General features: G+C 43.8%; 25 protein-coding genes. 14 read left to right on the forward strand and 11 right to left on the reverse strand.

Features of this window, described 5'->3' with window-relative positions; all coding sequences use genetic code 11:
• Nucleotides 1–3: 3 nt before the first annotated feature.
• The 5 genes from AC1DU2_RS09910 (at nt 4) to AC1DU2_RS09930 (ending at nt 4836) form a co-directional block, all read left to right on the forward strand.
• Nucleotides 4–1683: an AAA family ATPase gene (locus AC1DU2_RS09910; RefSeq protein ID WP_477384019.1), complete on the forward strand. Its 1680-nt coding sequence runs from the start codon at nt 4–6 to the stop codon at nt 1681–1683.
• Nucleotides 1664–2728, forward strand: a complete 1065-nt coding sequence (locus AC1DU2_RS09915) for an HNH endonuclease family protein (RefSeq protein ID WP_477384021.1) — start codon at nt 1664–1666, stop codon at nt 2726–2728. The genes AC1DU2_RS09910 and AC1DU2_RS09915 overlap by 20 nt, the downstream gene beginning before the upstream one ends.
• Nucleotides 2725–3456, forward strand: coding sequence for a lipopolysaccharide core heptose(II) kinase RfaY (locus tag AC1DU2_RS09920; protein ID WP_477384022.1), 732 nt, complete (start codon nt 2725–2727; stop codon nt 3454–3456). The genes AC1DU2_RS09915 and AC1DU2_RS09920 overlap by 4 nt, the downstream gene beginning before the upstream one ends.
• Nucleotides 3457–3652: 196 nt before the next feature.
• The gene (locus AC1DU2_RS09925; RefSeq protein ID WP_477384024.1) at nt 3653–3868 is read left to right on the forward strand and encodes a hypothetical protein; all 216 of its coding nucleotides are present in this window, start codon (nt 3653–3655) and stop codon (nt 3866–3868) included.
• Between the two features lie 560 nt (nt 3869–4428).
• Nucleotides 4429–4836, forward strand: a complete 408-nt coding sequence (locus AC1DU2_RS09930) for an EthD family reductase (RefSeq protein ID WP_477384026.1) — start codon at nt 4429–4431, stop codon at nt 4834–4836.
• Between the two features lie 404 nt (nt 4837–5240).
• On the opposite strand, the gene yiaA is transcribed toward AC1DU2_RS09930, so the two are convergent.
• Nucleotides 5241–5711, reverse strand: coding sequence for an inner membrane protein YiaA (yiaA, locus tag AC1DU2_RS09935; protein WP_477384027.1), 471 nt, complete (start codon nt 5709–5711; stop codon nt 5241–5243).
• Between the two features lie 133 nt (nt 5712–5844).
• On the opposite strand from yiaA, the gene AC1DU2_RS09940 reads away from it, so the two are divergent.
• Nucleotides 5845–7359: a hypothetical protein gene (locus AC1DU2_RS09940; protein WP_477384029.1), complete on the forward strand. Its 1515-nt coding sequence runs from the start codon at nt 5845–5847 to the stop codon at nt 7357–7359.
• 349 nt (nt 7360–7708) lie between these two features.
• The gene (locus AC1DU2_RS09945) at nt 7709–8857 is read left to right on the forward strand and encodes an AI-2E family transporter (RefSeq protein WP_477384031.1); all 1149 of its coding nucleotides are present in this window, start codon (nt 7709–7711) and stop codon (nt 8855–8857) included.
• A gap of 395 nt (nt 8858–9252) precedes the next feature.
• Here the strand turns inward: AC1DU2_RS09945 and AC1DU2_RS09950 are convergent, their stop codons facing one another.
• From AC1DU2_RS09950 to AC1DU2_RS09965, 4 genes are all read right to left on the reverse strand, one after another.
• A complete protein-coding gene (locus AC1DU2_RS09950; RefSeq protein WP_477356491.1) occupies nt 9253–9651 on the reverse strand; it encodes a DoxX family protein in 399 nt (132 codons plus the stop codon).
• A gap of 435 nt (nt 9652–10086) precedes the next feature.
• On the reverse strand, nt 10087–11490 hold the full coding sequence (locus AC1DU2_RS09955; RefSeq protein ID WP_477384033.1) for an aminopeptidase P family protein: 1404 nt from the start codon (nt 11488–11490) through the stop codon (nt 10087–10089).
• 196 nt (nt 11491–11686) lie between these two features.
• Complete coding sequence (gene crtD, locus AC1DU2_RS09960; RefSeq protein WP_477384035.1) at nt 11687–13174, reverse strand: 1-hydroxycarotenoid 3,4-desaturase CrtD; 1488 nt, start codon at nt 13172–13174, stop codon at nt 11687–11689.
• Complete coding sequence (locus AC1DU2_RS09965; RefSeq protein WP_477384037.1) at nt 13167–14180, reverse strand: dipeptide epimerase; 1014 nt, start codon at nt 14178–14180, stop codon at nt 13167–13169. The genes crtD and AC1DU2_RS09965 overlap by 8 nt, the downstream gene beginning before the upstream one ends.
• A 27-nt stretch (nt 14181–14207) precedes the next feature.
• Between AC1DU2_RS09965 and AC1DU2_RS09970 the strand changes: the two genes are divergently transcribed.
• Nucleotides 14208–15224, forward strand: a complete 1017-nt coding sequence (locus AC1DU2_RS09970) for a hypothetical protein (RefSeq protein ID WP_477384039.1) — start codon at nt 14208–14210, stop codon at nt 15222–15224.
• Here AC1DU2_RS09970 and AC1DU2_RS09975 read toward each other — a convergent pair.
• The 4 genes from AC1DU2_RS09975 to AC1DU2_RS09990 all read right to left on the reverse strand — a co-directional run bounded on the left by AC1DU2_RS09975 (nt 15193) and on the right by AC1DU2_RS09990 (nt 18761).
• A complete protein-coding gene (locus tag AC1DU2_RS09975; RefSeq protein ID WP_477384041.1) occupies nt 15193–15822 on the reverse strand; it encodes a rhomboid family intramembrane serine protease in 630 nt (209 codons plus the stop codon). The genes AC1DU2_RS09970 and AC1DU2_RS09975 overlap by 32 nt on opposite strands.
• Nucleotides 15823–17568, reverse strand: a complete 1746-nt coding sequence (locus AC1DU2_RS09980; protein ID WP_477384043.1) for a M14 family zinc carboxypeptidase — start codon at nt 17566–17568, stop codon at nt 15823–15825.
• Nucleotides 17569–17649: 81 nt separating this feature from the next.
• Complete coding sequence (locus AC1DU2_RS09985; protein ID WP_477384045.1) at nt 17650–18006, reverse strand: MmcQ/YjbR family DNA-binding protein; 357 nt, start codon at nt 18004–18006, stop codon at nt 17650–17652.
• Nucleotides 18003–18761, reverse strand: a complete 759-nt coding sequence (locus AC1DU2_RS09990; protein ID WP_477356475.1) for a hypothetical protein — start codon at nt 18759–18761, stop codon at nt 18003–18005. The genes AC1DU2_RS09985 and AC1DU2_RS09990 overlap by 4 nt, the downstream gene beginning before the upstream one ends.
• Nucleotides 18762–18835: 74 nt before the next feature.
• Here AC1DU2_RS09990 and pepT point away from each other — a divergent pair, with 74 nt between their 5' ends.
• The 3 genes from pepT to AC1DU2_RS10005 all read left to right on the forward strand — a co-directional run bounded on the left by pepT (nt 18836) and on the right by AC1DU2_RS10005 (nt 21437).
• On the forward strand, nt 18836–20086 hold the full coding sequence (pepT, locus tag AC1DU2_RS09995) for a peptidase T (protein ID WP_477384047.1): 1251 nt from the start codon (nt 18836–18838) through the stop codon (nt 20084–20086).
• 70 nt (nt 20087–20156) lie between these two features.
• Nucleotides 20157–20651 carry an N-acetyltransferase family protein gene (locus AC1DU2_RS10000; protein ID WP_477356471.1) on the forward strand — a complete coding sequence of 165 codons (495 nt, stop codon included), beginning with the start codon at nt 20157–20159 and terminating at the stop codon, nt 20649–20651.
• A 234-nt stretch (nt 20652–20885) separates the two neighbouring features.
• Nucleotides 20886–21437: a DinB family protein gene (locus AC1DU2_RS10005; protein ID WP_477384049.1), complete on the forward strand. Its 552-nt coding sequence runs from the start codon at nt 20886–20888 to the stop codon at nt 21435–21437.
• A gap of 103 nt (nt 21438–21540) precedes the next feature.
• Here the strand turns inward: AC1DU2_RS10005 and AC1DU2_RS10010 are convergent, their stop codons facing one another.
• Nucleotides 21541–23193 (reverse strand): 2-oxo acid dehydrogenase subunit E2, encoded by a 1653-nt coding sequence (locus tag AC1DU2_RS10010; RefSeq protein WP_477384051.1) that lies wholly within the window; start codon nt 23191–23193, stop codon nt 21541–21543.
• Between the two features lie 120 nt (nt 23194–23313).
• Nucleotides 23314–24309: a pyruvate dehydrogenase (acetyl-transferring) E1 component subunit alpha gene (gene pdhA, locus AC1DU2_RS10015; protein ID WP_477384053.1), complete on the reverse strand. Its 996-nt coding sequence runs from the start codon at nt 24307–24309 to the stop codon at nt 23314–23316.
• A gap of 505 nt (nt 24310–24814) precedes the next feature.
• Between pdhA and AC1DU2_RS10020 the strand changes: the two genes are divergently transcribed.
• From AC1DU2_RS10020 to AC1DU2_RS10030, 3 genes are all read left to right on the forward strand, one after another.
• On the forward strand, nt 24815–25405 hold the full coding sequence (locus AC1DU2_RS10020) for a C40 family peptidase (RefSeq protein ID WP_477356462.1): 591 nt from the start codon (nt 24815–24817) through the stop codon (nt 25403–25405).
• Nucleotides 25406–25445: 40 nt separating this feature from the next.
• Nucleotides 25446–26600 (forward strand): CapA family protein, encoded by a 1155-nt coding sequence (locus tag AC1DU2_RS10025; RefSeq protein WP_477384055.1) that lies wholly within the window; start codon nt 25446–25448, stop codon nt 26598–26600.
• Between the two features lie 141 nt (nt 26601–26741).
• On the forward strand, nt 26742–26861 hold a 120-nt coding region (locus AC1DU2_RS10030), incomplete at its 3' end, for an IS1/IS1595 family N-terminal zinc-binding domain-containing protein (RefSeq protein WP_477384058.1).

Consider the following 26861-nt stretch of genomic DNA (forward strand, 5'->3'; position numbering starts at 1 on the left):
TTAATGGAGTTATTATACATCTGGATTCAGGATTTCAGAAACCTTAAAAATATCGGCTTTAATTTTTCCACTCATGTAAAATTTGAATACCGAAATCATTCAAATGAATTGATTATAGAACCACATCTCGCTAGGAGACATGGATTTTTCGGCAGGAAGATTACAAATGTTACTGCAGTTATTGGTAAAAACGGCACCGGAAAAAGTAATCTTTTAGATTTGGTCTGTTACCTGACAAAAGGTTCCGCCAAACAATTTTATAAATTCATAATCATATATGAGCACAACAGGACAGGAATGGATCCGCAATATGTTTGTAAAACAAATATAGAAGGACTTGTTCATGACCCCCGGCTAAATATTGTAGAAACAGGTAAGTCAATTCCTAATATCGGGACTATATTTTTCTCTAACGTAAATGACGGCAGAGAGCACAGATTTGCCAGGGATGTAATCGATATTTCGCAAAACTCAACATCCCGGCATATCCGGAAGCGCAGCGATGTATTTAACCAGCTCCGGTTTTTATTGTCAGAAGGTTTTGAACGCTTTGAACTGTCGGCCCCGAATTCTGTTTTGCTAACCACAAGATCAGACTTATCTTTAAAAAAACCTTTACAGGCTTATTTGGCGCACAATCCGAAGTTTGATGCTTTAATCAAACGGTATTCTTCAGGAATCAAGCGGTACGAGCCTTCGGAGCAATTCCGGTATCTACTGAGATATACCTTGTTTATCTACAGTCTGAACCACGTATTTTCCCTGTTTCTTGATAACTCAGAAATTGGAGTGTCCGGTGCGGAAAATACGTTTATCACTGCATTCAATGAGATTTTTCAAAACAGATTTCCAGAACCGGATCTTCCAAATATTTCTTCTGTTCATGAACGCCTGGAACTGGTGCTGAGAGATATGATGAATAGGTTTGCCCAGTTCGGAGAAATGAGAGCGGCGGATTTATACATATTTCTTGATTTTGACCGCAGGATAGCCGATCTGAATTTAACAGTAGCAGAGGAAAAGATTTCGAAGAAAACCTATTTCAAGGCCTTTTTTGACAGGCATAACCAGAATATTTTCAGAGGGAACAGCGCAATTTTTGATTTTCCGGAAATTATAGATATTGAATGGGCTGGTATGAGTTCAGGCCATAAAGCGTTTTTAAATGTTTTTGCACAGCTGCATTCCACCTTAAAACGGGTAGAAAAACAAGAACACGTGTTAATTTGCATTGACGAAGGTGATCTCTATCTCCATCCGGAATGGCAGCGACAGTTTTTAAACCGCATAATCAGTTTCGTGCCGGAAATGCTCAATAAAAAATTGCAATTTATTTTAACTACGCACAGTCCTTTTCTGATATCTGACCTCCCTAAAGAGAATTTAATCTTACTGAAATCCGGCAACACCGGTGATTGCGAAATTGCAACTGACCAGATAAAGTTACGGCAGACCTTCGGCGCAAATATTTACGAACTTTTCCGGGGGCCTTTCGTACTGGATCAAAGTACCATCAGCGAATTTGCGCTGGTAAAAATTAACCGGGCCATTGCTATACTTACGCAGCCGGCTATTTCAAGGGTTGATTTTAACGAGGCCCGGGATATCGTCTCTGCAGTAGGCGATTACGCGGTTCATTTTAAACTGGATTTAATGTTATCTGATGCTCAAACTCGCCTGTAACCCGCCGATTACATTTGAAGAACTCGAAAATTCACATTTCAATGAGTTAAATAAAATCATTGAAAATGGGGACCGGCGGGGGCTTTATGCGATAGCTTCGCCAATTACCAAATTACATAAGGCAATTAACAGCCATTCGGGGATTGAAAAAGAGTTTTTCAACTGGCTGTGGGGAGCATGTGGCACCCGGTTACGCGCCATACTATGCGGTAAACCATTATTACTGAAAATGATCGTCGATTCATTTAATAAAAAATTCCCCGGAATGGTATTCAGTGCGAAAGATTCAGAAGGCCATATTAACTTTAATCCGTTAGGGAAGTCGGTTTTAGAAATTTTTAACTATACCCGGTACCGCCAATCCGGGTTATGCTTAAATTTCCTGGCGGCGCTAGGCATCCGCGAAGCACAGCCGTGCCCATACTGCAATTATGATAAAATCTATCTGACCTCAGTGAACGGCGGCGACTATAACTATGATGAAGCTGATCGCGAAAATGTCAATAATAACTATGAGCAGGCTTTATTGGATCTTGATCATTTTTTCCCAAAATCACGTTACCCGTTCCTTGCCATATCACTTTATAACTTGGTTCCTTCCTGTCATAATTGTAATTCAAATTTCAAAAGCACAAAAGAGTTTGCCCTTGACACACATGTACATCCTTATGTCAGAGATTTCGAGGACATCTTCACATTTTCACTGTTAGAGCCCTATATAGATGGCCAGTCACATCATGCGCTGAAAATTATTTACAAGAACAAAGTACCATTTCCGGATAATAGCATAAAAGATTTCAGATTGATTTCGCGGTATAACGGTGAGAAAAAAGCACTAGGTGATATGCTTCAGCTTTTGCATATGGGGATTTTTGAAAATTTTGACCAAGTCTTCACCGATGAACAGGACAAGAAGGTTAAAAGGCTGATCCTGAGAAGTTCATCTATACCTTTTGAACGCCACGAAATTGCAGAGTTTTCCATCGGTAAACTTAAAAGAGATATCTACATGGAGTTTTACCAAAGGAAAAACAATAAAGTATGAAGGTTACAGACGTTATCAGGTCCGGACACCATAAACGTTATACGGTTATTAAAGAAATAGCCACGAAGAACCGGCCAAACGCGCATGTATACTTATGCGAGGATGAAAACGGGCAAAAGTTTGTTGCAAAATATTTTTACAACCAGCCACCTATGCCATATGTGGCTTACGCAAAGTATAATCATTACGGGCGCAGACGGGATGGCAGCCGCCTGGTTTTTGAAGAAATAAGGAAAGCCAGTAAATCGTACGGATTTATTATAGATCATGTGGAGAGAATCAAGTTTAATGGAAAATGGGTAATCATCCTTCAATACATTGAAGGCGTTACATTAACAGATTTTATTAAAAACAACACGGCTGATAAGGCAGTTTTATCGGCCGCCGTTGCAGCGCTGGCCCGAACACTTTCCGAATGGCACAGCAATGGCTTCGCACATGGCGACCCGCACCTGGACAACTCCATAATAGATATCTCGGATGTCCAGGATTTTAAGGTTTATTTAATTGATTACTGCCAGATTCATCATAAGAATTTCCATTACTGCAAGCATTTTAATTGTTTTACCCCTAATCCTGAAAAACGGCTGAATGAAGATCTGATAAATCCCTCCAAAAGATTCGGTAAAGGATTCAAGTTTGAAATTTCGGAATTCAGTAAAAATCTGGGCTATGCTGATGACCTCACTGTTATTTTTGAAGAAAACTATTCGAGGCAATTAATTTAGTATTCTTTCTCCCTGCTCCCGCAAGCTCTTCCCCCCCCCTTGGCGCAAGTGTTGTGCGGCTGTATGCGGGAGGCTCACTTGTGACTTTGTAATCGGTGCTCTAAATATTAAAATATTGGCTTTCAATTTTTTGAATGATAAATTGTTTAATAGGTTAGCTTTGTTGAAGCATTTGTTATATAAATAAATTATTAAAATGGAAGAGGAGTTTAATATAGACGAAGTTGAAATTGGCGACAGTGTTGATTTTAAGATAAAGACAAATAGAGCTACTTCAGCAGTAAAAGAAGTAGACTATGTTAGGAGATTAGTCAAAATAAATTTCTTTGAAGATCCCGATAAGGCAATAGATAGAGTAAATAAATGGATTAAATTTGAAGATTTATATATTATCAAAAAAGCGATTAAATAAATTTGATAGGTCAATGCGGTCCCCACTCCCTTGGCGCAGTGTTGTGCGGCTGCATGTGGGAGGATCACTCGTGACTTTTGTAAGCCATTTAAATCGCAAGGACAGGTCAGCTACCGCACCTGCCCCAGCGCAAGACCTGCGCTAAAAAGGGTGGCATCAACGACAGTTTTGTGCAAAATTATTTGGATGAATTCTGCTACAAGTTTAACAGAAGGTATTTTGGCGACAAATCTGCCCTTGTTGGTGTTCCCCACCGCACTTTGTTGGAGTTGTCTCCAACAAACTCGTGGACCGTTAATATGTCGTAATAGCCAAAGCCATCTGTCCCCGGTGTTATCGTTATCAATCGGCAGGTCGTTATCTAAAGGAATTGGCATACTGCTTACGTTTTAACGAGTGTGCCGCCGGGAACGAAGTTGTTGGAGACAACTCCAACAACGGCTTGGGGAGAACGATGGTGTAACCCCCTTAAATTTTAACCAACATAACGTCTTGTGAATAAATACAATATGTTAATATTTGTATATTAAATTGAACACCTTCAGTTAAATAAACCAATTATGAAATTAAGGCTAATTTTATCATTTCTGCTTTTAACCATTTCTGTTACTGGGTTTAGTCAGGAAAAGCAGAACGTAACTATTGTTGAAAAAGGCTTAATTAAAGTATCTGTGATGTACCCTTATGCCGAAGGTAAAACCTTTAATATGGAATACTATGAATTGAAGCACATGCCAATGGTAGCGCGGTTTTTAGGATCAAATTTGGTTAAATACACCATCGAAAAAGGGATTGCCAGTGGTATCCCAAACCAACCGCTGCCCTTTATGGCTATTGGCACATTTTATATAAAAAGCCTAAGCGACTATCAAGCTGCTATCGCGCCAAACAGAGATGCCATTCGTGCTGATTTTTCAAATTATACCAATATCACTCCTGTTATTTTGGTAAGTGAGGTGATAAAGTAAACATAACATTTTACAAAACGGTACCAGCTTGCCCCCCTACTCCGCAATAGGGATAGAAGTGGGTACCGGCCCTGCGCGTAATGCCTGCAGGCGTATGAACGCATAGCCCGGACCGCAGGTATTGCCACTTTTAGTATCAAGTAGCAAGTATCAAGTAGTAAGATTTTTAATACGCAAATATTTTTCTTCGCACTTTTTAGTAGCAAGTAGTAAGTATCAAGTAGTAAGATTTTGAAGGGAAAACAGAAGTAAAAACAATATCGAACATAGAATATCCAAGGCCGAAATTTTTCGGTTCATTATTGGAGATTGGATATTCGGTGTTCGGTGTTCGATATTAAATTCATTTAAAAACCCCGCAGGCCTTGTTAAAACAAGGGCGCTGCGGGGTGGTAACCGCTACGTTACAGTTCTTTATCGTCTATCAGTTTGGCGTCGCGGGTGTTTTTTTGTACGGCAATGGCCGAGAACATGCTGAGGCAAAATGCCATGGCGTAAAAGCCTTTTTCGCTTCGGGCCAGGTCGGTATTCCACAGGCCGATGGTTAATAAAACCATGGCCGCGATGGTGGCAAACCAGCTGAGGCCGTAGTACAGGTCGGTAACGGCCAGCCCTTCGGCCCTGTCCCTTACGCTTTTTTGTACCGAGATAACGGCGAATAAACCAAATAATAAAATGGTGAAATAATAGCCTTTTTCGTTCAGCTGGATAGTGGCAATCCACAAGCCAACGCAGTAGCCTATTACGCCCACCAATAAGGCAAACCACGAGGCCCCTATAAAGGCGGCGGTGGGTTTTAATGGGTTTCTTTTAATCTTGTCGCCATATTTTCCGATGGCTGAATTTTGGTCTGTGTTGTTTTGTAGCGGTTCCATGTTTGTGTTGTTTTGGTTGTTAATATGGAAGCAAATGTGCGATGTAAAACCGGCCTGCTAAAATCAAATTATGTAAATTACTGACGATATAATTTTCAATTTAACTTACCTTTACTGGCATTAATACATTGATATGGACTCACTATCGGAGTTGGTTAACCTGCTCAATAATGCTGATAAAGCACTATTCAGGCAGTTTTTACAGCGTAAAAACAAAAGGGAAGATGTAAAAAACCTGGCTTTACTTGATTTGATAGAAACTGACGATATAGCTGGCATAAACAAACTATACAAGCCCGAAAAAAATAAGGATGCCTATCATGCATTACGCAAAAGGCTGCAGGATAATTTGCTGCTATTTTTATCGCAAAAAACCTTTGAGAGCAGCCATGCCGAAACCTACGATGCATTGCGCCTGGTGGTGGTAGGGCGTTTTTTGTTAGAGAATGATGTGTATAAGGTAGCCTTCAAATGCCTGGATAAAGCCGAAAGGCTGGCCAACCATCTGGAACAGTTTAATTTATTGAATGAGCTTTTGCTGCTGAAGCTGCAATATGCCCACCTGGAGGGAGCCGAAGACCTGGATGCCCTCACCGCACGTTACCTGCAGAACCAGTTGCACATGCAGCGCGAGGCTAAGCTAAATATGGCATATGCTTTTTTACGGCAGGAACTACAGGCGATACACCTGCAAGGGAAAATAGTGAATTTGACCAGCCTGGTGATTACCACCATTAGGAAATACAAGATCTCGGCACAGGACCTGATGACCTATAAATCTATCTACCAGATCCTTTTCATTGCGAACGAATACGCGGCGATACAGCAAAATTATGGATTGATAGAGCGTTATGTTAAACGCACGGATCAGTTTATGCAGGGCCAGGAGGGTAAAAAGCAGTCGTACCTTTTTTACCATATCTCTATCCTGTACTTTTTGGCCAACTTTCATCTGCGGCAAAAGGATTTTGCCAGGAGTGCATCCTATTTAAAGGAAATGATGGATTTAATGGCGACGGATAGCCGTTATTATGCGGTGTTTTATTTACGTTACCAGTTACTACGTGGCCTTAACTTGTTTTTTACAGGTTTTGCCAACGATGCCATAATGATATTGCAGGAATCGCTTGCCAAAACCAACAACAGGAGCAAACCGGAAGACATAGAAGATGTACGCATATGCCTGGCCATGTTTTTGGCCCTGTGCAATAACCAGCAAAGTTTAAAACAGCTCATGTTACTTACCCGAACCGATGCCTGGTACGAAAAAAAGATGGGCATGCTATGGACCATCCGCAAAAACCTGATGGAAATTCTGGTGCATGCGCAGTTCTCCAACATTGATGTTGCCATGTCGCGGCTAACCAGTTTTAGGCGGCGCTATAAAAAGTACCTGTTAAAAACTTCGGAAGAGCGGGTACTATTATTTCTGAAGCTGGTTGAAAAATACCTGCAAAAGCCCGATGTGGTTTTTGAACCCACGTACCGTGACCAGGTTTTAACCCTGGCCGGCAAGGCAGAGAATAACGACATTTTTACCTTAAGCTTTATAGCCTGGCTAATAGCCCGCCGGGAGAAAAAAACAGCTTATGAAGTGGTGCTGGGGTTGGTACGGGAGAAGAGTCAAGAAATTAGAATCAAGAATTAAGACAGCCGTGGGGCTACTGTGTGTACACATCTTTTAACAAAAGAAAATGTCATTTCGAACGAGGTACGAGGAGAAATCTTTAACGCCTTGCATCCCCAAAAGCCTATCGAATTGCAGGACGTTTAAGATTTCTCCTCTCCCCAACACTCAAAGCTCTCCCAGTTCGTTCGAAATGACATTTTTTTATTATTAGTACGTTTCCAAAAGATGTGTACACACAGTAGCCCGTGGGGAGGGACTTAAAAAGTCTTCCGGGCCGCAGGCATTGCCCTTTTGGAGAATAAGGGCCGCGGAGATGCATGTTATTTCATAACTTTACGCCAATGCACCACATGTGCCTGCCTTAACCATGGACCTGAAAACCCTTACTAAACTTCCGTTTTATATTAAACTGGCCTGCGTATTGTTCAGCCTGTTTGCCATTGGTTACCTGGTGATCATTGGCAAAGAGATCCTCTCGCCGTTGATATTTTCGTGCCTGTTTTCGATTTTATTGCTACCGGTGGCGGCCTTTTTAGAGAAGTGGCTGCGTTTGCCCCGAAGTGCCGCCTCTATGATGGCCGTAATACTGCTGCTATTGCTGATAGGCTCACTCATTTATGTCATCGCCTCGCAAATTGCCGACCTGACGAAGGATTGGCCACGGTTCCAGGCGCAGATAAGTCAATCTATGTGGGAATTCAGGGGCTGGGTGCAGGATACCTTCCACGTAACGCGTGGCAAGCAGCTCAGGGTGGTCAACTCGGCAGCCAGTAAGGTGATGTCGCCCGATCCTGAAGTGGTTGGCGCAACGGTGCTATCGTTATCGTCTATTCTGCTGTTTTTGGTGTTTACCTTTATTTATACGTTTTTCTTTTTGCTGTACCGCCGGCTGATCATGAAATTCCTGGTATCGGTTTTTTTGCCCGAAAATAAGACCACGGTGCATGAGGTGATTGAGCAGGTGCAGCGCATTATCCGCAAGTATATTATTGGTTTGCTTATTGAAATGGGCATTATAGCAACGGGCGTAAGCGTGGCATTTAGTTTTATGGGGGTACAGTATGCCATTTTATTGGGCTTGATTACAGGGGTGTTTAATATTATCCCCTACGTGGGTATTTTCAGCGCCCTGGTAGTTAGCGCAGTGGTTACGCTGGGTACATCGCCGGATAGTACCAAAGTTATCTGGGTAATGGTTACACTGGTTGTTACCCATTTAATTGACAGCAATGTACTGCTGCCGATTGTTGTTGGCTCCAAAGTAAGGATTAACGCTTTGATTACCGTGCTTGGCGTTGTGGTGGGCGAAATGATATGGGGCATACCGGGCATGTTCCTATCCATCCCCAGCATAGCGGTGCTAAAAATTATTTTCGACCGGGTAGAAAGCCTGCAACCCTGGGGCATTATCATGGGCGATGAAGAAAAAGACCAAAATCAACTGGCCAAAGGTCTCAGGCTAAAAAAGAAGAAGGTCGTTATTGAAGATGTGGAACCATCGGTGGGCCCCACCTAAGTCCTCCGCGGTAGGGAGGACTTTAAAAAAGATGGTGGATAAAATTGCAACGGCTCCCTTTTTACAGATGCCTTTCATGACCAGTTAATGACATGGATTTTAAGCTGTTGATTATCAGAGTTATTTTTTTAATGTAGAGACGCAATACTTTGCGTCTCCCCCAGGATATTCAAAATTTACAGGCTCAATTTGCATGTGTGATTTGCATGCGGGAGACGCAAAATGTTGCGTCTCTACAAAAGCCCCGTTTACAATTATGTCATTACTTTTTTTTCAAGCATAGGCTGGAGGGCACTCGCAATGACGGTAGTTTAGTAGATTCGTTTAACTATAGTCGGGAGACCCTGACGGTACAGCAGGGCTTTCGTCAATCTGAGCGGTGTCACCCTTTGATTTTAAGCACCGGCCACGGCACTGGTATAACTTGCCGGGTACACTTTCCTGAACATGATGTAAGTTATGGTTACGATGCTGAAGGCCACCAGGGCATCGATAGTGGCGGATGGGCCGATGACGATAAGCTTGGAGAAGAAGGCAAAAATGATATCGAAAAATACGCCTGCAAATACCCACTCTTTTAACCGGAGCAGTTTGTTGGGGATTAACAGAACGGTAATGCCCGATAGCTTGGCTACGCCCAGTACATAAATAAAGTAGGCCGGGTAGCCCAATTTGAGGGTGATATCCCATACTATTTTATTGGTGGTAAGTTCGCAAATGCCGCTGGTGCCAAACCATAATGAGGTTAATGCTGTACCGATCCAAAAAATTGTTTTTGCTGTTTTTGTTGTCATGATTTCTGTGTGTTTTTAGTTTGATTTGAGTCAAAAATGAGGCATCTGCCTTAAAACCCACAGTGGTTTTATAGCCAATTGGGCATTATTGATGATGGCGTAGGCATTTTGAGGCATGGACCGGCACGAGAGTTGGGATTATCGCGGGGCCGCGATGTGAAAGAGCGGTGTTGCACCGAGTGGTAAAACCCCGTGGATTTTGAGGAGATGATGCCATCGTGAAAAGGGCTGTCATGCTGAGCCCCGTCGAACCATAGCGGGCAAAGGCCTCTCCGCGCGTCTTTCGACAGGCCCAGGGTGACAGACCTACCCCATCGAAAATAAAACATGTCATGGGTAGCCCCGTCGAAGCATCGCGGGCAAAGGCCCCTCCGCGCAACCCTTCGACAGGCTCAGAATGTAAAAGCACAATACTATGTGTAACCTGGATAATTTCTACCCCTTCAGCGCCTCTATCTCCTTCAAACTCTTAGGCAAGTACTTACCCAGCAAATGGCTGCCGGTATCGGTTATCAAAAAGTTATCCTCAACACGGATGCCGCCGAAATCGCGGTAGGTGTTCAGTACATCGTAGTTGATAAAGTCGGTGTATTTGTTTTCGGCCTGCCAGCGGTCGATGAGTTCGGGGATGATGTAGATGCCGGGCTCGATGGTGAGTACGTAGCCGGCTTCCAGCTCGCGCCCCAGGCGCAGGGATTTGAGGCCGAAAACGGTGGTTTCCTTTTTAAGGGTATCGGTGTAGCCTACGTAGGGTTCGCCAAGGTCTTCCATATCGTGGGTATCCATGCCCAGCATATGGCCCAGTCCGCATTGAAAAAACATGGTATGCGCGCCGGCGGCAACGGCTTCGGCTGCATCGCCTTTCATGATGCCGGCCTGGCTCAGGCCTTCTACCAGTTTCTGGCAGGCGGCCAGGTGAATGTCTTTATAATGCACGTCCGGTTTCAGCATGCTGATGGCGTGGTCCATGGAGTTGAGCACCACCTCGTATAATTCGGCCTGGCGGGTGGTAAACTGTTGGCCCACGGGGACGGTGCGGGTAAGGTCGCCACCGTAGTGCATGGCGTTTTCGGCGCCGATGTCGCATAGCAGCATCTGGCCGTCCTGCAGGGTATGGCCGTAGTAATGGGTGTGCAGGGTTTCGCCGCGGGGCGTAATAATGGCCGGGTAACCCAGGCGGGAGTTGGCCGCAATGGCTACCTCGTTGGCTTTGGCTACCAGTTCGTATCCCTTAATGCCTGGGCGCGTGTTTTTGATAACGGCCAGCTGCATATCCACGCTAATGGATACGGCTTTTTCCATTTCGGCAATCTCCAACGGGGTTTTAATCACCCGCTGGGCAATTACGGCTTTGATGAGTTTTACCGATACATGATCGGCCACATCCTGCAGGCTCACATTGAGCCAGGCAGCAAGTTTAATTTTATTTTCGGGGCGGTAAGGCGGTAGTATGTGCACCTTGCGCCCGGCGGTTTGCGCTTTGTGAATGTAGTGGGTAATATCGTTGTACGGGCGGGTTTGGCTAACGCCAACCAGGGCGGCCATTTCGCTCACGGTAGGCAATACGCCGGTCCAAATAATGTCGTCGATGCTCAGCTCGTTGCCGAAGATCAGGGCCTCGCCGGTGTCGGTATCAATCACCGCGGCCAGTCCTGCAACATCCAGCCCGAAGTAATACAGAAAACTGCTATCCTGGCGGTAGCTAAAATGGTTGTCCTTATAGTTCATGCTGCTTTCCTCGTTACCCAGCAACACAATAAGACCATCGTTCGCCATGCTTTGCGTTAACACTTGCCGCCTATCGGCGTAAACCTGCTTATCGAATAATTGAAGATCCATGCCGCAAATATAAGCCCCCTAACCCCCTGAAGGAGGAACTTTGATCGGAAAATTTTTAACAAAAGTAGGAGTACTTTTTAAAGTGATAAAAAGTGTTAATTTTTGTGGTTTTTTTATCGAAATAATAGCGGGTTTGCATGTGCTTCTTGCTGTTTTTAGCTATAAAAATGAGCTTTTTTTGTGTAAAAAACGTACTTTAAGAAGTTTGAGGGAAATCATCGGCAATCCAGCTGCTTACAATTTTTGCAGACAGTAAACAAAGCGGAATCCCCCCGCCCGGATGGACACTCCCCCCGCAAAAATACAGGTTTTTAGTTTTGGCCGATTTATTGGCATGCCGCAAAAATGCCGCGAACCGGCTGTTGCTGCTGGTGCCATACAATGAACCCTGGTAGGATGAGGTTTTGCTCTCAATCTGCCGCGGATCGAGGATGGTTTGGGAAAGGATGAGGTTTTCGATATCGTCGCCCAAAATGCGGGTGAGTTTCTTGAGGATGTTTTCGCGGGCGATGGCAACCAGGGTATCCCATTCCTGCCCTACGTTGGCCGGCACGTTGATCATGGTAAACCAGTTTTCGCAGCCGGCGGGGGCATCGTCCGGCTTATATTTACAGCTGATATTAAGATAGATAGTAGGATCGTGAAAGATATCTTTATCCTTCCAGATGTGGTCAAACTCGGCTTTGTAATCGGTACTGAAAAAAATGTTATGCAAATCAAGCTCCGGGAACCGCCTGCTAATACCCCAGTAAAATATCAGCGCCGAACTGCTGCGCTCCTGGCCCAGGATTTTGTTGGGGAACAAGCCCGGATGCGATTTGAGCAACCTTTGATAGGTGAACCAAACATCCATGTTGGATATGATCACGTCGCCGTTGATGGTGTTACCCCCCACCCGTAGGCCGGTGGCTTTGCGGGCATCTAAAACTATCTCATCCACTTTTGAATTGTAGTGGAATATAACCCCCAAAGATTCCGCCAGTTTAACTAAACTACCCGTAATACTACACATACCCCCAACGGGGAAATAAGCGCCGTAGTGCTGCTCTAAATGCGGTATCACGTTCAGCGTTGCCGGGGCAGCATATGGGTTTGATCCGTTGTAGGTGGCATACCTGTCATAAAACTGCACCAGGCGGTCGTCTTTAAAATAACCCTCGTTGGCCTTGTGCATTGTCCGGAAGGCGTCTATCCCCGGCAAACCCAAAACCGACCTTGCCGTATCCCGGCTCAAAAATGTTTTAAGCCTGTGCAGCGATTGTTCCAGGAAAACGTGGTTTGTTATATGGTAGATGGTTGCGCTGTTGGCCAGGTACTTTTTTACTGATGCAACAGGTTCGCCGGTAACATTATTTACCTCGGCGGCAAATTGAGCTGTATCGGCGTAAGCGTTTAATTGGGTGCCGTCTTCATAAAAGTACCGGCAAACTTTATCCAGCTTCTTGTAGTTAAAAAAATCTTTGGGGGCTTTACCGGCAAGGGTAAAAAGCTCATCCACATACTGCGGCATGGTAAACAGGCTCGGCCCGGCATCAAAGCGAAAACCACTTTGCTCAAATTCAGATAGTTTACCGCCGGGATAGCTGTTAGCCTCAAAAACCTCAACATGATAGCCCTGCACCGCAAGCCTTATCGCTGTCGCGATGCCTGCAATGCCCGAGCCGATGATTAGTGCCTTAGCCATTGCGTAGTCCCAATCCGGGATCGTTATTTAAAATATATTTACCATTGGCAAAACCGGGCATCTGGTATGGGTTGTTGCTTACCAGGAAGGGGCCGTCCAGGTCAACCCAATCGCATTGGGGGGCAAGGGCTAAACCGGCCAATGCCGCGCAGCTGGTTTCAGTCATGCAACCTATCATGATTTGCAGGCCTAGTTCGCGCGCTTTGGTTATCATTCGTTTGGCCTCGTACATCCCGGCCGATTTCATGAGTTTGATATTGATGCCCGTATATACGTCTTTGGCTTTCTCTACATCCTCAAAACGCTGTACGGCCTCATCACCAATAATGGGAATGGGGCTGCGCTCGGTGAGCCATGCATTGCTGTCGGGGTCGGTTTTCAGCATGGGTTGTTCTATTAGTTGCACCCCTTGCTCCTGCAGCCAGTAAGTCATATCCAGGCTTTGCTGTAAATCTGTCCAGCCCTGGTTGGCATCTACATATAATGGCACGTCCGTAACCGAACGAATGGTGCCTATGAGTTCTTTATCCGTATCGCGGCCAAGTTTTACCTTAATCACTTTAAATCCTTCGGCTTCTTTTACTTTTTTGATAATCATCTCGGGCGTATCAATACCGATGGTAAAGCTGGTTACAGGCATCAGGCTGGGGTTACTGCCCAAAAGCTCCCAGCAGGGCTGGCCTTTAATTTTGCCATCCAGATCATGCAGGGCTATATCAATGGCTGCTTTTATGGCTGGGTTGCCGGGTGCAATGCCATCTAAATAACTAATGATTGCGCCAAAATCAAAAGGATAACTAAACCGGCCAATATCAACTTTACTTAAAAACTCTGTAGCGCTTTGATGGCTTTCGCCCATGTAAGGCACCATTGATGCCTCCCCGTAACCGGTAACGCCCTCATGTTTTGCCTGCACCAGCATAACCGGCGTGGTTGTGCGCGAAAACTTGGCTATGGTAAAAGCGTGTTTAAGTTGTAATTCGAAGGGTTGATATGTCAGTTCCATGTTAAAAACCAAAGCTAAAAGTTTAGAATGAATTTCGTGCTTATCTTTGCGGCCATGCCGGCACAAATTTATTCACCGTTTCAGCGTTTTAATTTCAGTAACAGCAAATGTTTCCTTACGGGCGAGGCTTTAAATTCTGAAGAAGAAAAGATACAGGTTTTTCCGCAATGGCTTATGAGCCGTTATAACCTGGAAGACCAGCCCTTTAAATTGCTTGACGAAAGTATGGCCACGTACAAGGACCTGAAACTCCCTTGCAGCGCCGCCATAAACGAGCAATATTTGGAACCGCTGGAAGCCGAAATAGCCGCCGCGTTTGAAACTGGCCATGAAGCTGTAAAAGAACTTGATGAATTCAAACTTTTTCAATGGGCCGGCAAATTATTATACGGGATAATTTTTAACGAGATACAGGCAGGCATCCGCCAGCAGCATGCACAGGGCGAAGAGTTTAATATATCACAGGCTATTATTCACCGGTTTAGCAACCTGCACCTGATGCTTCAAACGCTTAACCTGCCTATTGAACTGGATGGCTTTAAACCCTACAGCATTGCTTTGTTTAAGGTTGACAATGCCGACAGCGTTTTTGGCTATCGCGATGAGATCAATACGCTTACCTTCTCGCTGCGGATAAAAGACTTTGGCCTGGTGATTTGTCTGCAAGATAATGGCTCGAACGGGCGCTATCACCAGGAAATGCTGGATAAAATTGCCGATCAACCGTTGCACCCCATCCAGTTTGAGGAGGTTAACGCACGGTTCTTTTACTCGGCCTACCTGTTTAACCGCCTGCCAGAATATGAGGTGATGCCCGTTGGCGATACCATTTACATAGAAGCCGCCCCTTTACGCGGCACCAGCAGCAAGCCCCTGTTTGATGACTGGATGAACAAAATTTACGGCCAGGTGCTGGAAAACTTTTGGAAAAACTGGGGCTTCCTGCTATTAGAGATCATCAAAAACCCCAACGCCCCCATGAGCTTCCTGTTTAATGCCAATGGCGATTTTGTTAATGCAGCAACGATTGAACTTTCTCGGTAATTTGCTGAATAAAGAAAGGAACTACACCTGGGTGAAATAAAATCGTGATTAATAAGCCGCTTAACGCCCCATAAAAGTGAGCGTCGTGATTTACATTGTCGCGAGCATATTTGGTTGCATAGCTGCAATATACAAGGTATAACACACCAAAAATAACAGCCGGAATTTCTATCGGTATAGGCAAAATCATCATTTTACCCAATGGGTTGTATAATATAGCGCTAAAAACCACGGCGCTTACCGCACCGGAAGCGCCGAGACTGTAATAACTATAATTTTCCCGGTGTTTTATTACCGATGGCATATCGCTCAGGATAAGGCTTATCATATATAGTACCCCAAATTGAAAATGTCCTAAAACCGGTTCCAGTTGGAAGGCAAAGAAATAAAACGACATCATGTTAAAAAACAGGTGCATCCAATCTTTATGAATAAACCCGCTGGTAATTATGGTATAAACATAATGCCCGCGCGATACATTGTACGGATGCAGCATGAGCTTGCCATACAGGTTTTGGTTGGAGAAGGCGATTAAAGAAACAAGAATAGTTAGTGCAAATATTACCGAGGCTACAGGAGCCAGTATAAGGTTTTCCATTTATTTAAGGTCGAGTTTAGTATCGTTTAAAATGCGGCCCACCGGGTAGCGCATGTATGTTTTTTCAAAGTACGGCGAGTTTTTGTATACAAAAAACAGCTGCGCCTGCGCACTGTTGGCCAGTTGCGGGTCTTTTGCTTTGGCGTCATCCAGCTTTTGTTTCAGGGCAGGATCTTTTTTCAAGAGGTCGGCAGCTTTATCTTCAAAAACATAGTCCGAAAAGTATTCCTTTTCACCCAGCATCGAATCAAAAAAGTTCCAGGCAAAAAAAGAATCTACACCCTGTGGTTCCAATGTTTCTACAATATACCGGTTAATGGCCTGGTTGGTATATACAACGTAATCGCCGGCATAAAATTTTACGGCCATATCAACCGGGTTTAATTGTACGCTGCTATGCAGGTAGTGGCCTTCAAACGGGCGTGTTGGTGTTTTAATATCGCCGAAGTAATACATCTGCAGGTTTAACGTGGTATCGTGCGCCAGTTGCTGCATTTTTACACCGTTCAGCTTAAACAGATCTATCACCTTGCCCCATGCCTGTGGTATTATATAGGCCAGCGGCTTATCGGCAGTTACCATTGTTTTATAGGTGTTGTAAAATTTGATCACTTTGGTATAAGGCTTATTCCTATCGTAATACAAGCGTTTTAGCCCGCTTACATCGCTGGTTTTGTAGCCGGCCTCGTATCCTTTAAAGGTGATGGTATCCACGGCTTTCATATCCACCTCCCATTTTAAGGGAAATGTTTTTTGGCTGATAACGGCCGCATCGGCTTTTTCCTTCAGTTCGCCTATCAGTTTAGCATCACGCTGGTTTATATCAATCAAATGCTGCATAAAATCATAAGTGGCATAAACCCGTTTATCAAAGGTTTTTAACATGTGGGTTTCGGTAATATAACTGATGATGTTATGCTGGGCAGTAAAGCCGGTTGCAAAACGGGGAGTTTCTAAAAAGCTCACGATGCCCGAATCTGGCAGGCCTTCTTCACCCGCGCCATAAGGAATCATCTCGTAGCCGCTTTTTTTCATGTGGCTATAAAGGTATGGCGTCAGTGTTTTCGAGGTATAATCGGCCAGTATAGGGTTTTGCTTATCTTTCTGGGTTTCTATCAGTGTCATCACATATTGATAGTCTGCCCCATCACTGGTGTGGTTGTCTAAAAACACTTCGGGTTTCCAGGTGGTTAATATCTGCGTAAAAGCAAGCGCGTTACGGCTATCCGCTTTTATAAAATCCCGGTTCAAATCAAGATTGCGGTAATTCCCCCTGAAACCGTAGGCCACAGGGCCGTTTTGGCTTACACGGCTTTGACCGCGGTTAAGGTTGCCATCAATATTGTATAATGCTACCAGGCAAATCACCACATCCTTTGGCAACTGGTTCTTTTTAAGCATATCGCGCACCAGCATCATGCTGGCATCAATCCCCTCCGGCTCGCCAGGGTGGATACCGTTATTGATAAGCAATACCCGTTTATCCTGCTTTTTTATCAGCGCGGGATCAAAAACACCGTTTTTTGACAGCACAATCAATGTTAATGGCTTACCTACATCGGTAGTGCCATAATTAATCATTTTCATTTGCTGCGGGTACAGCTTATTTACCTTTTGATAGTAGCTGATAACTTCGGCATAGGTGGCCGTATAGTTTTTATCCTTGCTTAATTCAAATGGGGTTAGCTGGGCATTGGCACCTATACAGGCGAAGAAGAGAACTATGGCTAATAAAAATGATCTCATGGAATTGTGTTTGGCTCAAAGATAGGTTAGAAGAGTCAAGAATCAAGAGTTAACAATCAGGACAGCTACAAAAAAGTATTCCTAACCCAGACCGGCCAGTTCTGCCTGAACCTTTTTTGGCAGGCTTTTTACTACCTGCAGGTAGGAGTGGTCAATCATTTCGCAAAGCTGCTTACGGGTTAGCGAGCCATCCATATAAACGGTATTCCACAATTTTTTATTCATATGGTAGCCTGGAATTACCTCCGGGTACCGCTCGCGAAGTTCAACAGCAAGTTCAGGGTCGCATTTTACATTAAACCGGTTGCCTTCTGTAAGGCCAATCAACAGGAATATCTTTTCGGCAACTTTAAACACAAGCGTTTCTTCGCCAAAGGGCAGGCCTTCGGTGGTACCTGGTTTTTGCAGGCAATAATCGCGCAATTCCTCTACGTTCAATACTGAAATTTTCTGATGAGTTTAACGTACGAGGTAGTATTACCAAAGTTATATTTAAACCCAATGGTTACAAAGGTATATTGGTCCATGGCGTTGTTTTTATATTTTGATGTGGGATCGTTATAGCCATCAAGACCTTCACCTGGGGCAAAATAGTGTTGAACACTAATATCTATACCGTACCTGGGCTGGTCATAGTCATCAAAAAGTTTAAACTCATAGCCAAGCCTGAGAGGAAAAATAACGTTCATGCTGTTATTTTTTCCCTGGAAACCTTCAGCCGAATTGGGATCGGGGTACACTACTCCGTTTTCAGGGAACCTGTTAAAACGCTCAATGCGCGTCATGTTGTTGTATATAAAACCAATACCGGTGCCAATGTATAACCCTTTAATCCGGTCTAAAACCCAGCTATCACTATAATCAAGTATTTCGCCGGCCTGTAAATCGCCATGAACATTGAAAGATAAATACGAATTGGTAAAATACCGGCCCGAAAAATCCTGGCTTTTTAAAGCACCGCCACCAGAGAAAGTGCCCTTTTGCAACTCGGCAGTAATGGGCAAAAACGGGCTATAATTGTAAACAAAATTCAAACTAACTGCCGGATGGTAATCCTGCTTTTTTAAATCTGCTTCGGCTTTGCCATAACTTGCGCTAATACCAGCACCAAATTCATAATAGTTAAACCCACTTTGCGCTTTAACCGTTACAAACGTAAAGCCGAAAACAAAAAAAAGAATATATTTTTTCAATGTTAATTTTTATCAATATTTACAAAAGCACATACTGGTTTACAAACGGCTTTAAAATTTTACTAATATAGCTTATGAGTTTTAATTCCCCGCTAAGTTTTACTGTCACCGATCGTTTTTTGCGATATGTTACCATTGATACGCAATCAGACCCCACTTCGGTTACATTCCCATCAACAGAAAAGCAAAAAAATTTAAGCCGCTTACTGGTTGACGAACTGCTGGCCATGGGTGTTCATGACGCCCATCTTGACGAATTTGGCTATGTGTATGCCACCATTCCATCCAATACAAATAAGCAGGTGCCTGTAATTTGCTTTTGCTCGCACGTAGATACTGCGCCTGATTGCAGTGGAACTGATGTAAAACCAATAGTACATAAAAATTACCAGGGACAGGATATTATATTACCTGACGACCTTACGCAGGTTATTAAACTGGCCGAGCATCCCGATCTGAAAAACCAATTTGGCCATGATATAATAACCGCCAGCGGCACAACCTTATTAGGCGCCGATAACAAAGCCGGTGTTGCCGAAATTATGGACGCCTGTTACCAGCTGATCAACCATCCCGAAATAAAGCACGGCGATATCAGGATATTATTTACGCCTGATGAAGAAGTTGGGCACGGGGTAGACCATGTTGATATTGCCAAACTTGGCGCTTACGCCGCCTATACCATTGATGGCGAAAGTGCCGGCAATATGGAAAATGAAACCTTTAGTGCCGATGGCGCCCGGCTGATAATACAAGGTGTAAGTGCCCACCCCGGCTTTGCGAAGGGCAAAATGGAAAGCGCCATAAAAATAGCAGGTGAAATTGTAGCCGCTTTGCCGGACGAACTATCGCCTGAGCACACAGAAGGAATGCAGGGCTTTGTACACCCGGTGAGTATAGATGGCCATGTAGAAACGGCCGGCATTGATTTCATTATCCGCGATTTTGATGAGGATAACCTGAAAAGCCATGCAGATGTGATCCGTGAAACAGCCGACAAGGTTTTAAAAAAGTACCCGAATTCTGCCTATACCTTCACTATCAGCCAGCAGTACCGCAATATGAAAAATGTACTGGAGCAGCACCCCGAAATTGTTGCCAACGCTATGGAAGCCATAAACAGAACAGGCTTAACAGCAAAATTATGCAGCATAAGGGGAGGTACGGATGGCTCAAGATTATCATTCATGGGCCTGCCTTGTCCCAATATTTTTGCCGGTGAACACGCGTTTCACAGCAAGCAGGAATGGGTATCGGTGCAGGATATGCAAAAGGCTGTAGAAACCATTTTACACCTTTGCATGATATGGGAAGAAAAAGCTTAATAAAGCTTAAGGCGTAAAGCAGAAAGCCCAAAGCCAATCAACGTATTTGAGATTAACAGAAATATATAAAATGTATACTATAAGGACCGCAACAGTTAACGATGTTGATACTATACTGCAAATAGCCGATACCACCTGGTGGGCAACCTACTCGGCTATATTGGACCGCGAGCAAATTGAATTTATGCTGGCAGAAATTTACTCGGCAGAAAAAATAGAAAAACAAGTAGCCGATAACCTGCAAACCTACCTGCTACTGGAAGAAGAAGGCATACCCGTTGCTTTTGCTGGTTACTCGCCGCGCGATGAAAACTCCGACATCTATAAGCTGCATAAATTATATTGCCTGCCCCAAACGCAGGGTAAAGGCTACGGCAAAATATTGATAAACGAAGTGGCGGAAAAAACCAGGGAGGCAGGAAAAGAAATTCTCGAGCTCAACGTAAACCGGTATAACCAGGCCAAATCATTTTATGAAAAAATGGGATTTACAGTTGCTTACGAAGAAGATATCGCCATTGGCCCTTACTGGATGAATGATTATGTAATGCGAAAGGAGTTATAGTTATAGCGCCCCCGATTGAGCCTCTGCCCTTTCTCTATCGGGATGGCCAGATAGGCAAGACGCCGAGAAAAATAAACAAATCACTTTGCGCTTCTGCGTCTTTGCGAGAAAGACCTCTCAACTCAATGAAATAGGAAACGAATACATGTCGCAAATAGCCCTTAAAATGTCCATATTACCCCGGCCAGATAACATTGTCCCTGCCGATATTTGATTATCAATCAACACAGCATTATGGAGAAGCAGACAATAAACGCACCCGGCAACAATTTACCAAAGCCCTTAGCTATTTCGCTCGATTCGACTATTAATGAATTGATGCAAGTTATAGCATCATTTAAACCTGCCGATTTCAACCGTTTACCACAGCAGGGATCATGGACACCGGCGCAGCACCTGGAGCATCTTCGGCTTTCGTTGCAGGGCGCAGTTTCAACTTTAAACGGCCCGGTAAAAGTTACGCTACGCAGCCCCGATCAATATGCAGATGTCATAAAAGGTATATTTTTAGATTTTGATGCCAAATACCCTGCAGCACCTACATTAATACCCGATGATAAGGATTATGACAAAGCCCCGCTGGCGGATGAGCTTTCTTTGGTTTCTGACAAGCTTAAACAGATTGTCCAAAATCAAGATCTGACAGGCACCTGCCTTGCACCCGAATTTACCGGAATAGGCTTACTGACACGCCTGGAATGGGCCACTGTGGCTATTTATCATACTTACAGGCATGTGCATAAGTTGAATACCCTTGCACAAGGCTTCGCGTCAGCTGGAAGCTGACACCAGGGTTACCATCCCGCAGGAGCGGGACGGTACGCGGATATAAAAAAATAGCGATGAAGTATTACCCCATCGCTATTTAAATTTAAATCCGAAATCGAAATTATATCAGCAATCTAACCGGTTCTTCCAGTAACGATTTTAACGTTTGCAGGAATGCTGCGGCAGTAGCGCCATCAACTACGCGGTGATCTGCACTCAGGGTAACCTTCATTACGTTACCTGGCACCACAGCGCCGTTTTTAACAACCGGAACTGCCTGGATGCCGCTTACAGCAAGAATACAAGCGTTTGGTGTGTTAATAATAGCGGTAAACTCATCAACACCAAACATACCAAGGTTTGATATGGTGAAGGTTGAGCCTTCCATTTCGGCAGGTTGTAATTTTTTAGATTTTGCTTTTCCGGCAAAGTCTTTCACCTCAACAGATATGTGGCTTAATGATTTGCCATCGGCAAATTTAATAACCGGTACCAAAAGGCCTTCATCAACAGCAACGGCAACACCAATGTGGATATGCTCGTTAGTGCGTATTTTATCGCCCAGGAATGATGAATTAATAGCAGGATGTTGTTTTAAGGCAACGGCACAGGCTTTCAATACAAAATCATTAAACGATATTTTAACCGGGGCAACATCATTAATGCGGGTACGGGCTGCAATAGCCTGATCCATATCAATGCTCATGGTTACGTAGAAATGCGGAGCAGTAAATAAGCTTTCGCTTAAGCGGCGGCTAATGGCTTTACGCATTTGTGTAACTGCCCTTTCGGTAAATTTCTCTTCGCCGGTATAAGTTGGCAATACTATAGGCGCTTTTGCCGGTGCGGCAGGTGCCGATGCCGGAGCAGCAGCCGGTGTTGGCTCAGCAGCCGGTTTGGCAGCCGGTGTATATTCTTCAACATCTTTTTTAATAATGCGGCCGCCTTCTGCGCTGCCTTTTACATCATTAAGGTTGATGCCTTTATCTTTAGCAATTTTACGTGCAAGTGGTGATGCCTTTACGCGGCTGTCATCAGCAGATGTTGACGATGCTACAGGAGCGGCATCAGCAGTTTCGGTTTTGGCTTCAGGAGCAGCTTCAGCAGCAGGTGCAGGTGCATCATTGCCAGCCTGTAATAAAGGCGTAATATCGGTTCCCTCCTTACCCACAATGGCAATAATGCCATTAACAGCAACTGCTTCACCTTCTTTTACACCAATGTACAATAAAGTGCCGGCTTCATAACCAACAACTTCCATAGTAGCCTTGTCGGTTGCCACATCAGCCAATGAATCGTCTGCTTTTACTTTATCACCAACTTTAAAGTTCCATTTTTCAATGGTACCTTCCGTCATGGTATCGCTTAAAAGCGGCATGCGTATAACCGCAGCCGGTATGCTTGATAAATCAACCTTTGGCGCCGCGGTGGCTGCTGGTTTTTTATCGGCAACAGGTGCCGGCTCGGCGGCCTTCTCTTCTTTCTTCGCGGCAGGCTCGCTACCACTATCAGCCAGCGCGGTTTTGTAATCTTCGCCTTCCTTACCAATTACGGCAATAACCGCATCAACCGGAACGGCTGCACCTTCTTCAACACCTATAAATAACAAGGTGCCATCCTGGTACGATTCAAAATCCATGGTAGCTTTATCAGTTTCAACCTCGGCCAATACATCGCCTGATTTTACTTTATCGCCAACTTTTTTATGCCATTTAGCCAATACCCCTTCGGTCATGGTATCGCTCATTTTAGGCATCTTAACTACTTCGGCCATATACTTTTTATATGTGTTATAATTTAGTATTTATATAATAGTGGCAAGTTTTGAGCAGTGAGTTTTGAGTTTAAAATCTTGTTGCAGCTTTACTCAAAACTCATTACTTAAAACTCAAAACTAATCCCTAATGTATGGATAATCTTCCTGAACGTATACGTCGGTATATAGTTCAGATGCTTCAGGCCATGGCGATTCTTCGGCAAATTGAACCGCTTCATCAACAATAGCTTTAATTTTGGCATCAATATCTTCAAACCATTTATCATCAGCATATTGCTTCTCAACAATAGTCTGTTTGGTCATTTCAATCGGATCTTTTGCTTTATAGCTTTCCAATTCTTCTTTGGTACGATATTTCTGTGGATCGGACATGGAGTGACCTTTAAAGCGATAAGTACGCATCTCTAAAAAGGTTGGGCCTTCACCTGCACGGGCACGTGATATAGCTTCGTCCATAGCAACGTGTACAGCGGCCGGGTCCATGCCATCAACTGCCGATGAAGGGATACCGTAAGGCAAGCCTAATTTATAAATATCAGTTTGGATGGTTGTACGCTCAACAGATGTACCCATGGCGTAACCATTATTTTCGCAAATAAAAATTACGGGTAGTTTCCAAAGCGCGGCCATGTTAAAGGTTTCAGTAAGTGCACCCTGGCGTACAGCACCATCGCCCATGTAAGTGATGTTCACAAACTCGGTACCTTTATATTTTTCGGCAAATGCAGCACCGGCACCAAGTGGCACCTGGCCACCTACTATACCGTGACCGCCGTAAAAGTGTTTGCTTTTATCAAACATGTGCATAGAGCCCCCTTTGCCTTTTGAGCATCCGGTTGCTTTACCATACATTTCGGCCATGATAGCTTTAGGCTCTACACCTTTAGCCAAAGCATGTGCGTGATCGCGGTAAGCGGTTATCATGCTATCTTCCTGTTTCATTACAGACATGGCACCGGCCAATACAGCCTCCTGCCCAATGTACAGGTGACAAAAGCCCCTGATTTTTTGTTGCCCGTATAGTTGTCCTGTCTTTTCTTCGAACTTACGCATCAACAGCATTTGTTCGTACCACATCAGGTAAGTGTCCTTAGTTATTTCGATTGAACTCATGTATTTAAACAGTCAATTTCTTGGAGTAAAGCGCAAATCTAATTATATCCTTTAAATTATCGAAACCGCAGCCAAATGTTATGCAGTTTTATTTTTTATTTTTTACTGCGTGCATTTGGTAAGCAATATCGGCAGCATTTTGTTTGATTTGCCAAACTTTATAGTGCCGATTTTAATTTTCGCCAAAGGGTTCCTGCTAACTTTCTGTGTTTGAACCGTTAAAAAACGATAATTGTCCTGTTTTTCAGATTCTTTTTTTACTCAATTTTGAAATAAATTATGATTCATGCTCAAAAAGGGTAACCATAAATATTCATCGTTCGTAATAGGACTAGCTTTATATTAATAACATTTTTAGTAAAGCCCCTATATTTATATTTTTTGAAAAAAAAGCGCGTTTTATTTGCAAATTTAAAAAATATGGATAGTTTTGTATTCAACGATAGACAAAGTGTCTAATTTAATAAACAATTTGTTGGCCCTAACAACAACTTTAACGGATTAAATGAAGAAATTTGCCCTGGCTATTGCCCTAATGTTCATTGTTTTAGCTTCGCAAGCTCAAACAAAAACCACCCCAGCTGTTACCGAGGATAAAACCGACGAACAAGAGGGTTTAGCAAAAACATACCTCTCTCAAATTATGGGTGTTGCTTTATCCGCAACCTCAAACATGAAACTTTTTCACTTTGTTTATGACTGGATTGGCACCCCTTACCATTTTGGCGGAGAGTCAAGAAAAGGTATCGATTGCTCGGCATTCACCAAAGAGTTATACAGCGAGGTTTTTAACCTGGATATTAAAAGAAGTTCACGCGATATTTTCAGCATGGTTAACCCTGTTGGTAAAGATGATTTAAAAGAAGGCGACCTTGTTTTCTTTAAAATCCACAGCCGCCGTATTTCGCATGTAGGCATTTACCTGGGCGATGGAAAGTTTGCCCATGCATCATCAAGAGGCGTGGCCATCAGCAGTCTCGACGATAATTATTACAGCCGTTACTTTTATAAAGGCGGCCGTTTGTTAGCCTCATTTAAAGACCAGCTAACCAATAGCAACGTTGCAACAAATAACGACGACGAGAATAGCAACTAAAGAAATTCAATAAAATACTTAATTTAGTCCCGTCATAAACATGAAGGGACTTTTTTTTTATACCAAACCTTGTTCACTGCCTGTTGTAACCTGCCTGGTTATACTTTTGCAGGCTTGCCAAACACCGCCACCAAAACATGTTGTGGTAAAGCAACAAAGAGCAGTGGTCGCAAAGCCCGAACCTCCAAAACCCACGCCTATTGTATCCGATTCACTTTGTATTGCCGCCATGGGCGATATTATGCTGGGCACGTCGTACCCCAATAATGCCACCCTGCCGCCAGATAGCGCCATAAACAGTTTTAATGCAGTAAAGCCCGACCTGAAAGGCGCAAACGTGATATTCGGTAACCTCGAAGGATCGCTATTAGATTCCGGCGATCCTGCGCATTACAAATTGCATCAAAAAAGTAAGGCCTTCCTGTTCAGGATGCCTACAAAATACGCAGCGGTTTTAAAAGATGCAGGCTTTAACCTGCTTAGCCTGGCCAATAACCATATCAGCGATTTTGATATTAAAGGCCGCAACAGTACCACACAAACGTTGGATAGCATTGGTATTAATTATGCGGGGCTGCTGATAAAGCCATCAACAGTTTTTGAAGTAAATGGCATTAAGTACGGCTTTTGCTCATTTGCGCCCAATGCCAACACGGTTCCTATACTCGATTTAAAAGGGGCGGCCAGCATCATCAGCGAGCTAAAGCAGCGATGCGATGTGGTTATCGTATCTTTTCATGGCGGCGGCGAAGGTGTTAATTATGAGCATGTGCCCCGTAAAATGGAAAGCTTCATTAACGAAAAACGTGGCGACGTATACGCATTTGCCCATAATGCTATTGATGCAGGGGCCGACCTCATTTTTGGCAATGGCCCACATGTTAACCGCGCTATGGAAATGTACAAAAACAGGCTAATTGCCTATAGCCTGGGCAATTTCTGCACGTACCGCTGCGTTAGCGTTGCCGGGGTTTGCGGGCTTGCGCCAGTATTAAAAGTTTACGTTAATAAAAAGGGAGAATTTTTAAGCGGCAAGATCCTATCATACCGACAAGCGCATGATACAGGCCTGCAAAGAGACACGCTTAACCGTGCCGCTACCAGGATAAGGGAACTTACCGAAACCGATTTCCCTGAAGGGATACTAAATATATCTGACGAAGGCCAGATAACCGCCAATATGCCGGAAAACTAAACGTATTATTTCGATATAATTGCCAAAAATAGTTGGTAGAATATTTGTAATCGACTGTAATAAAGGAATATACATCAAGCAAATTGAAATCGGTTTCAATTTGCTTTTTTTGTTATATGAAATCGTCAAAAAAAGGCGTGTTTGACCTGTAAGAGCACGGATGTAATAAAGTGGGGCAAGCAGAATAAAAAACAGCGATATAAGTGTAAATCATGTGGGCAATTGTTTATTCGGCAGCACGCTGGTGTAAGAGATAAGAAC

It is taken from the genome of Mucilaginibacter sp. P4_C11 (assembly GCF_056402115.1).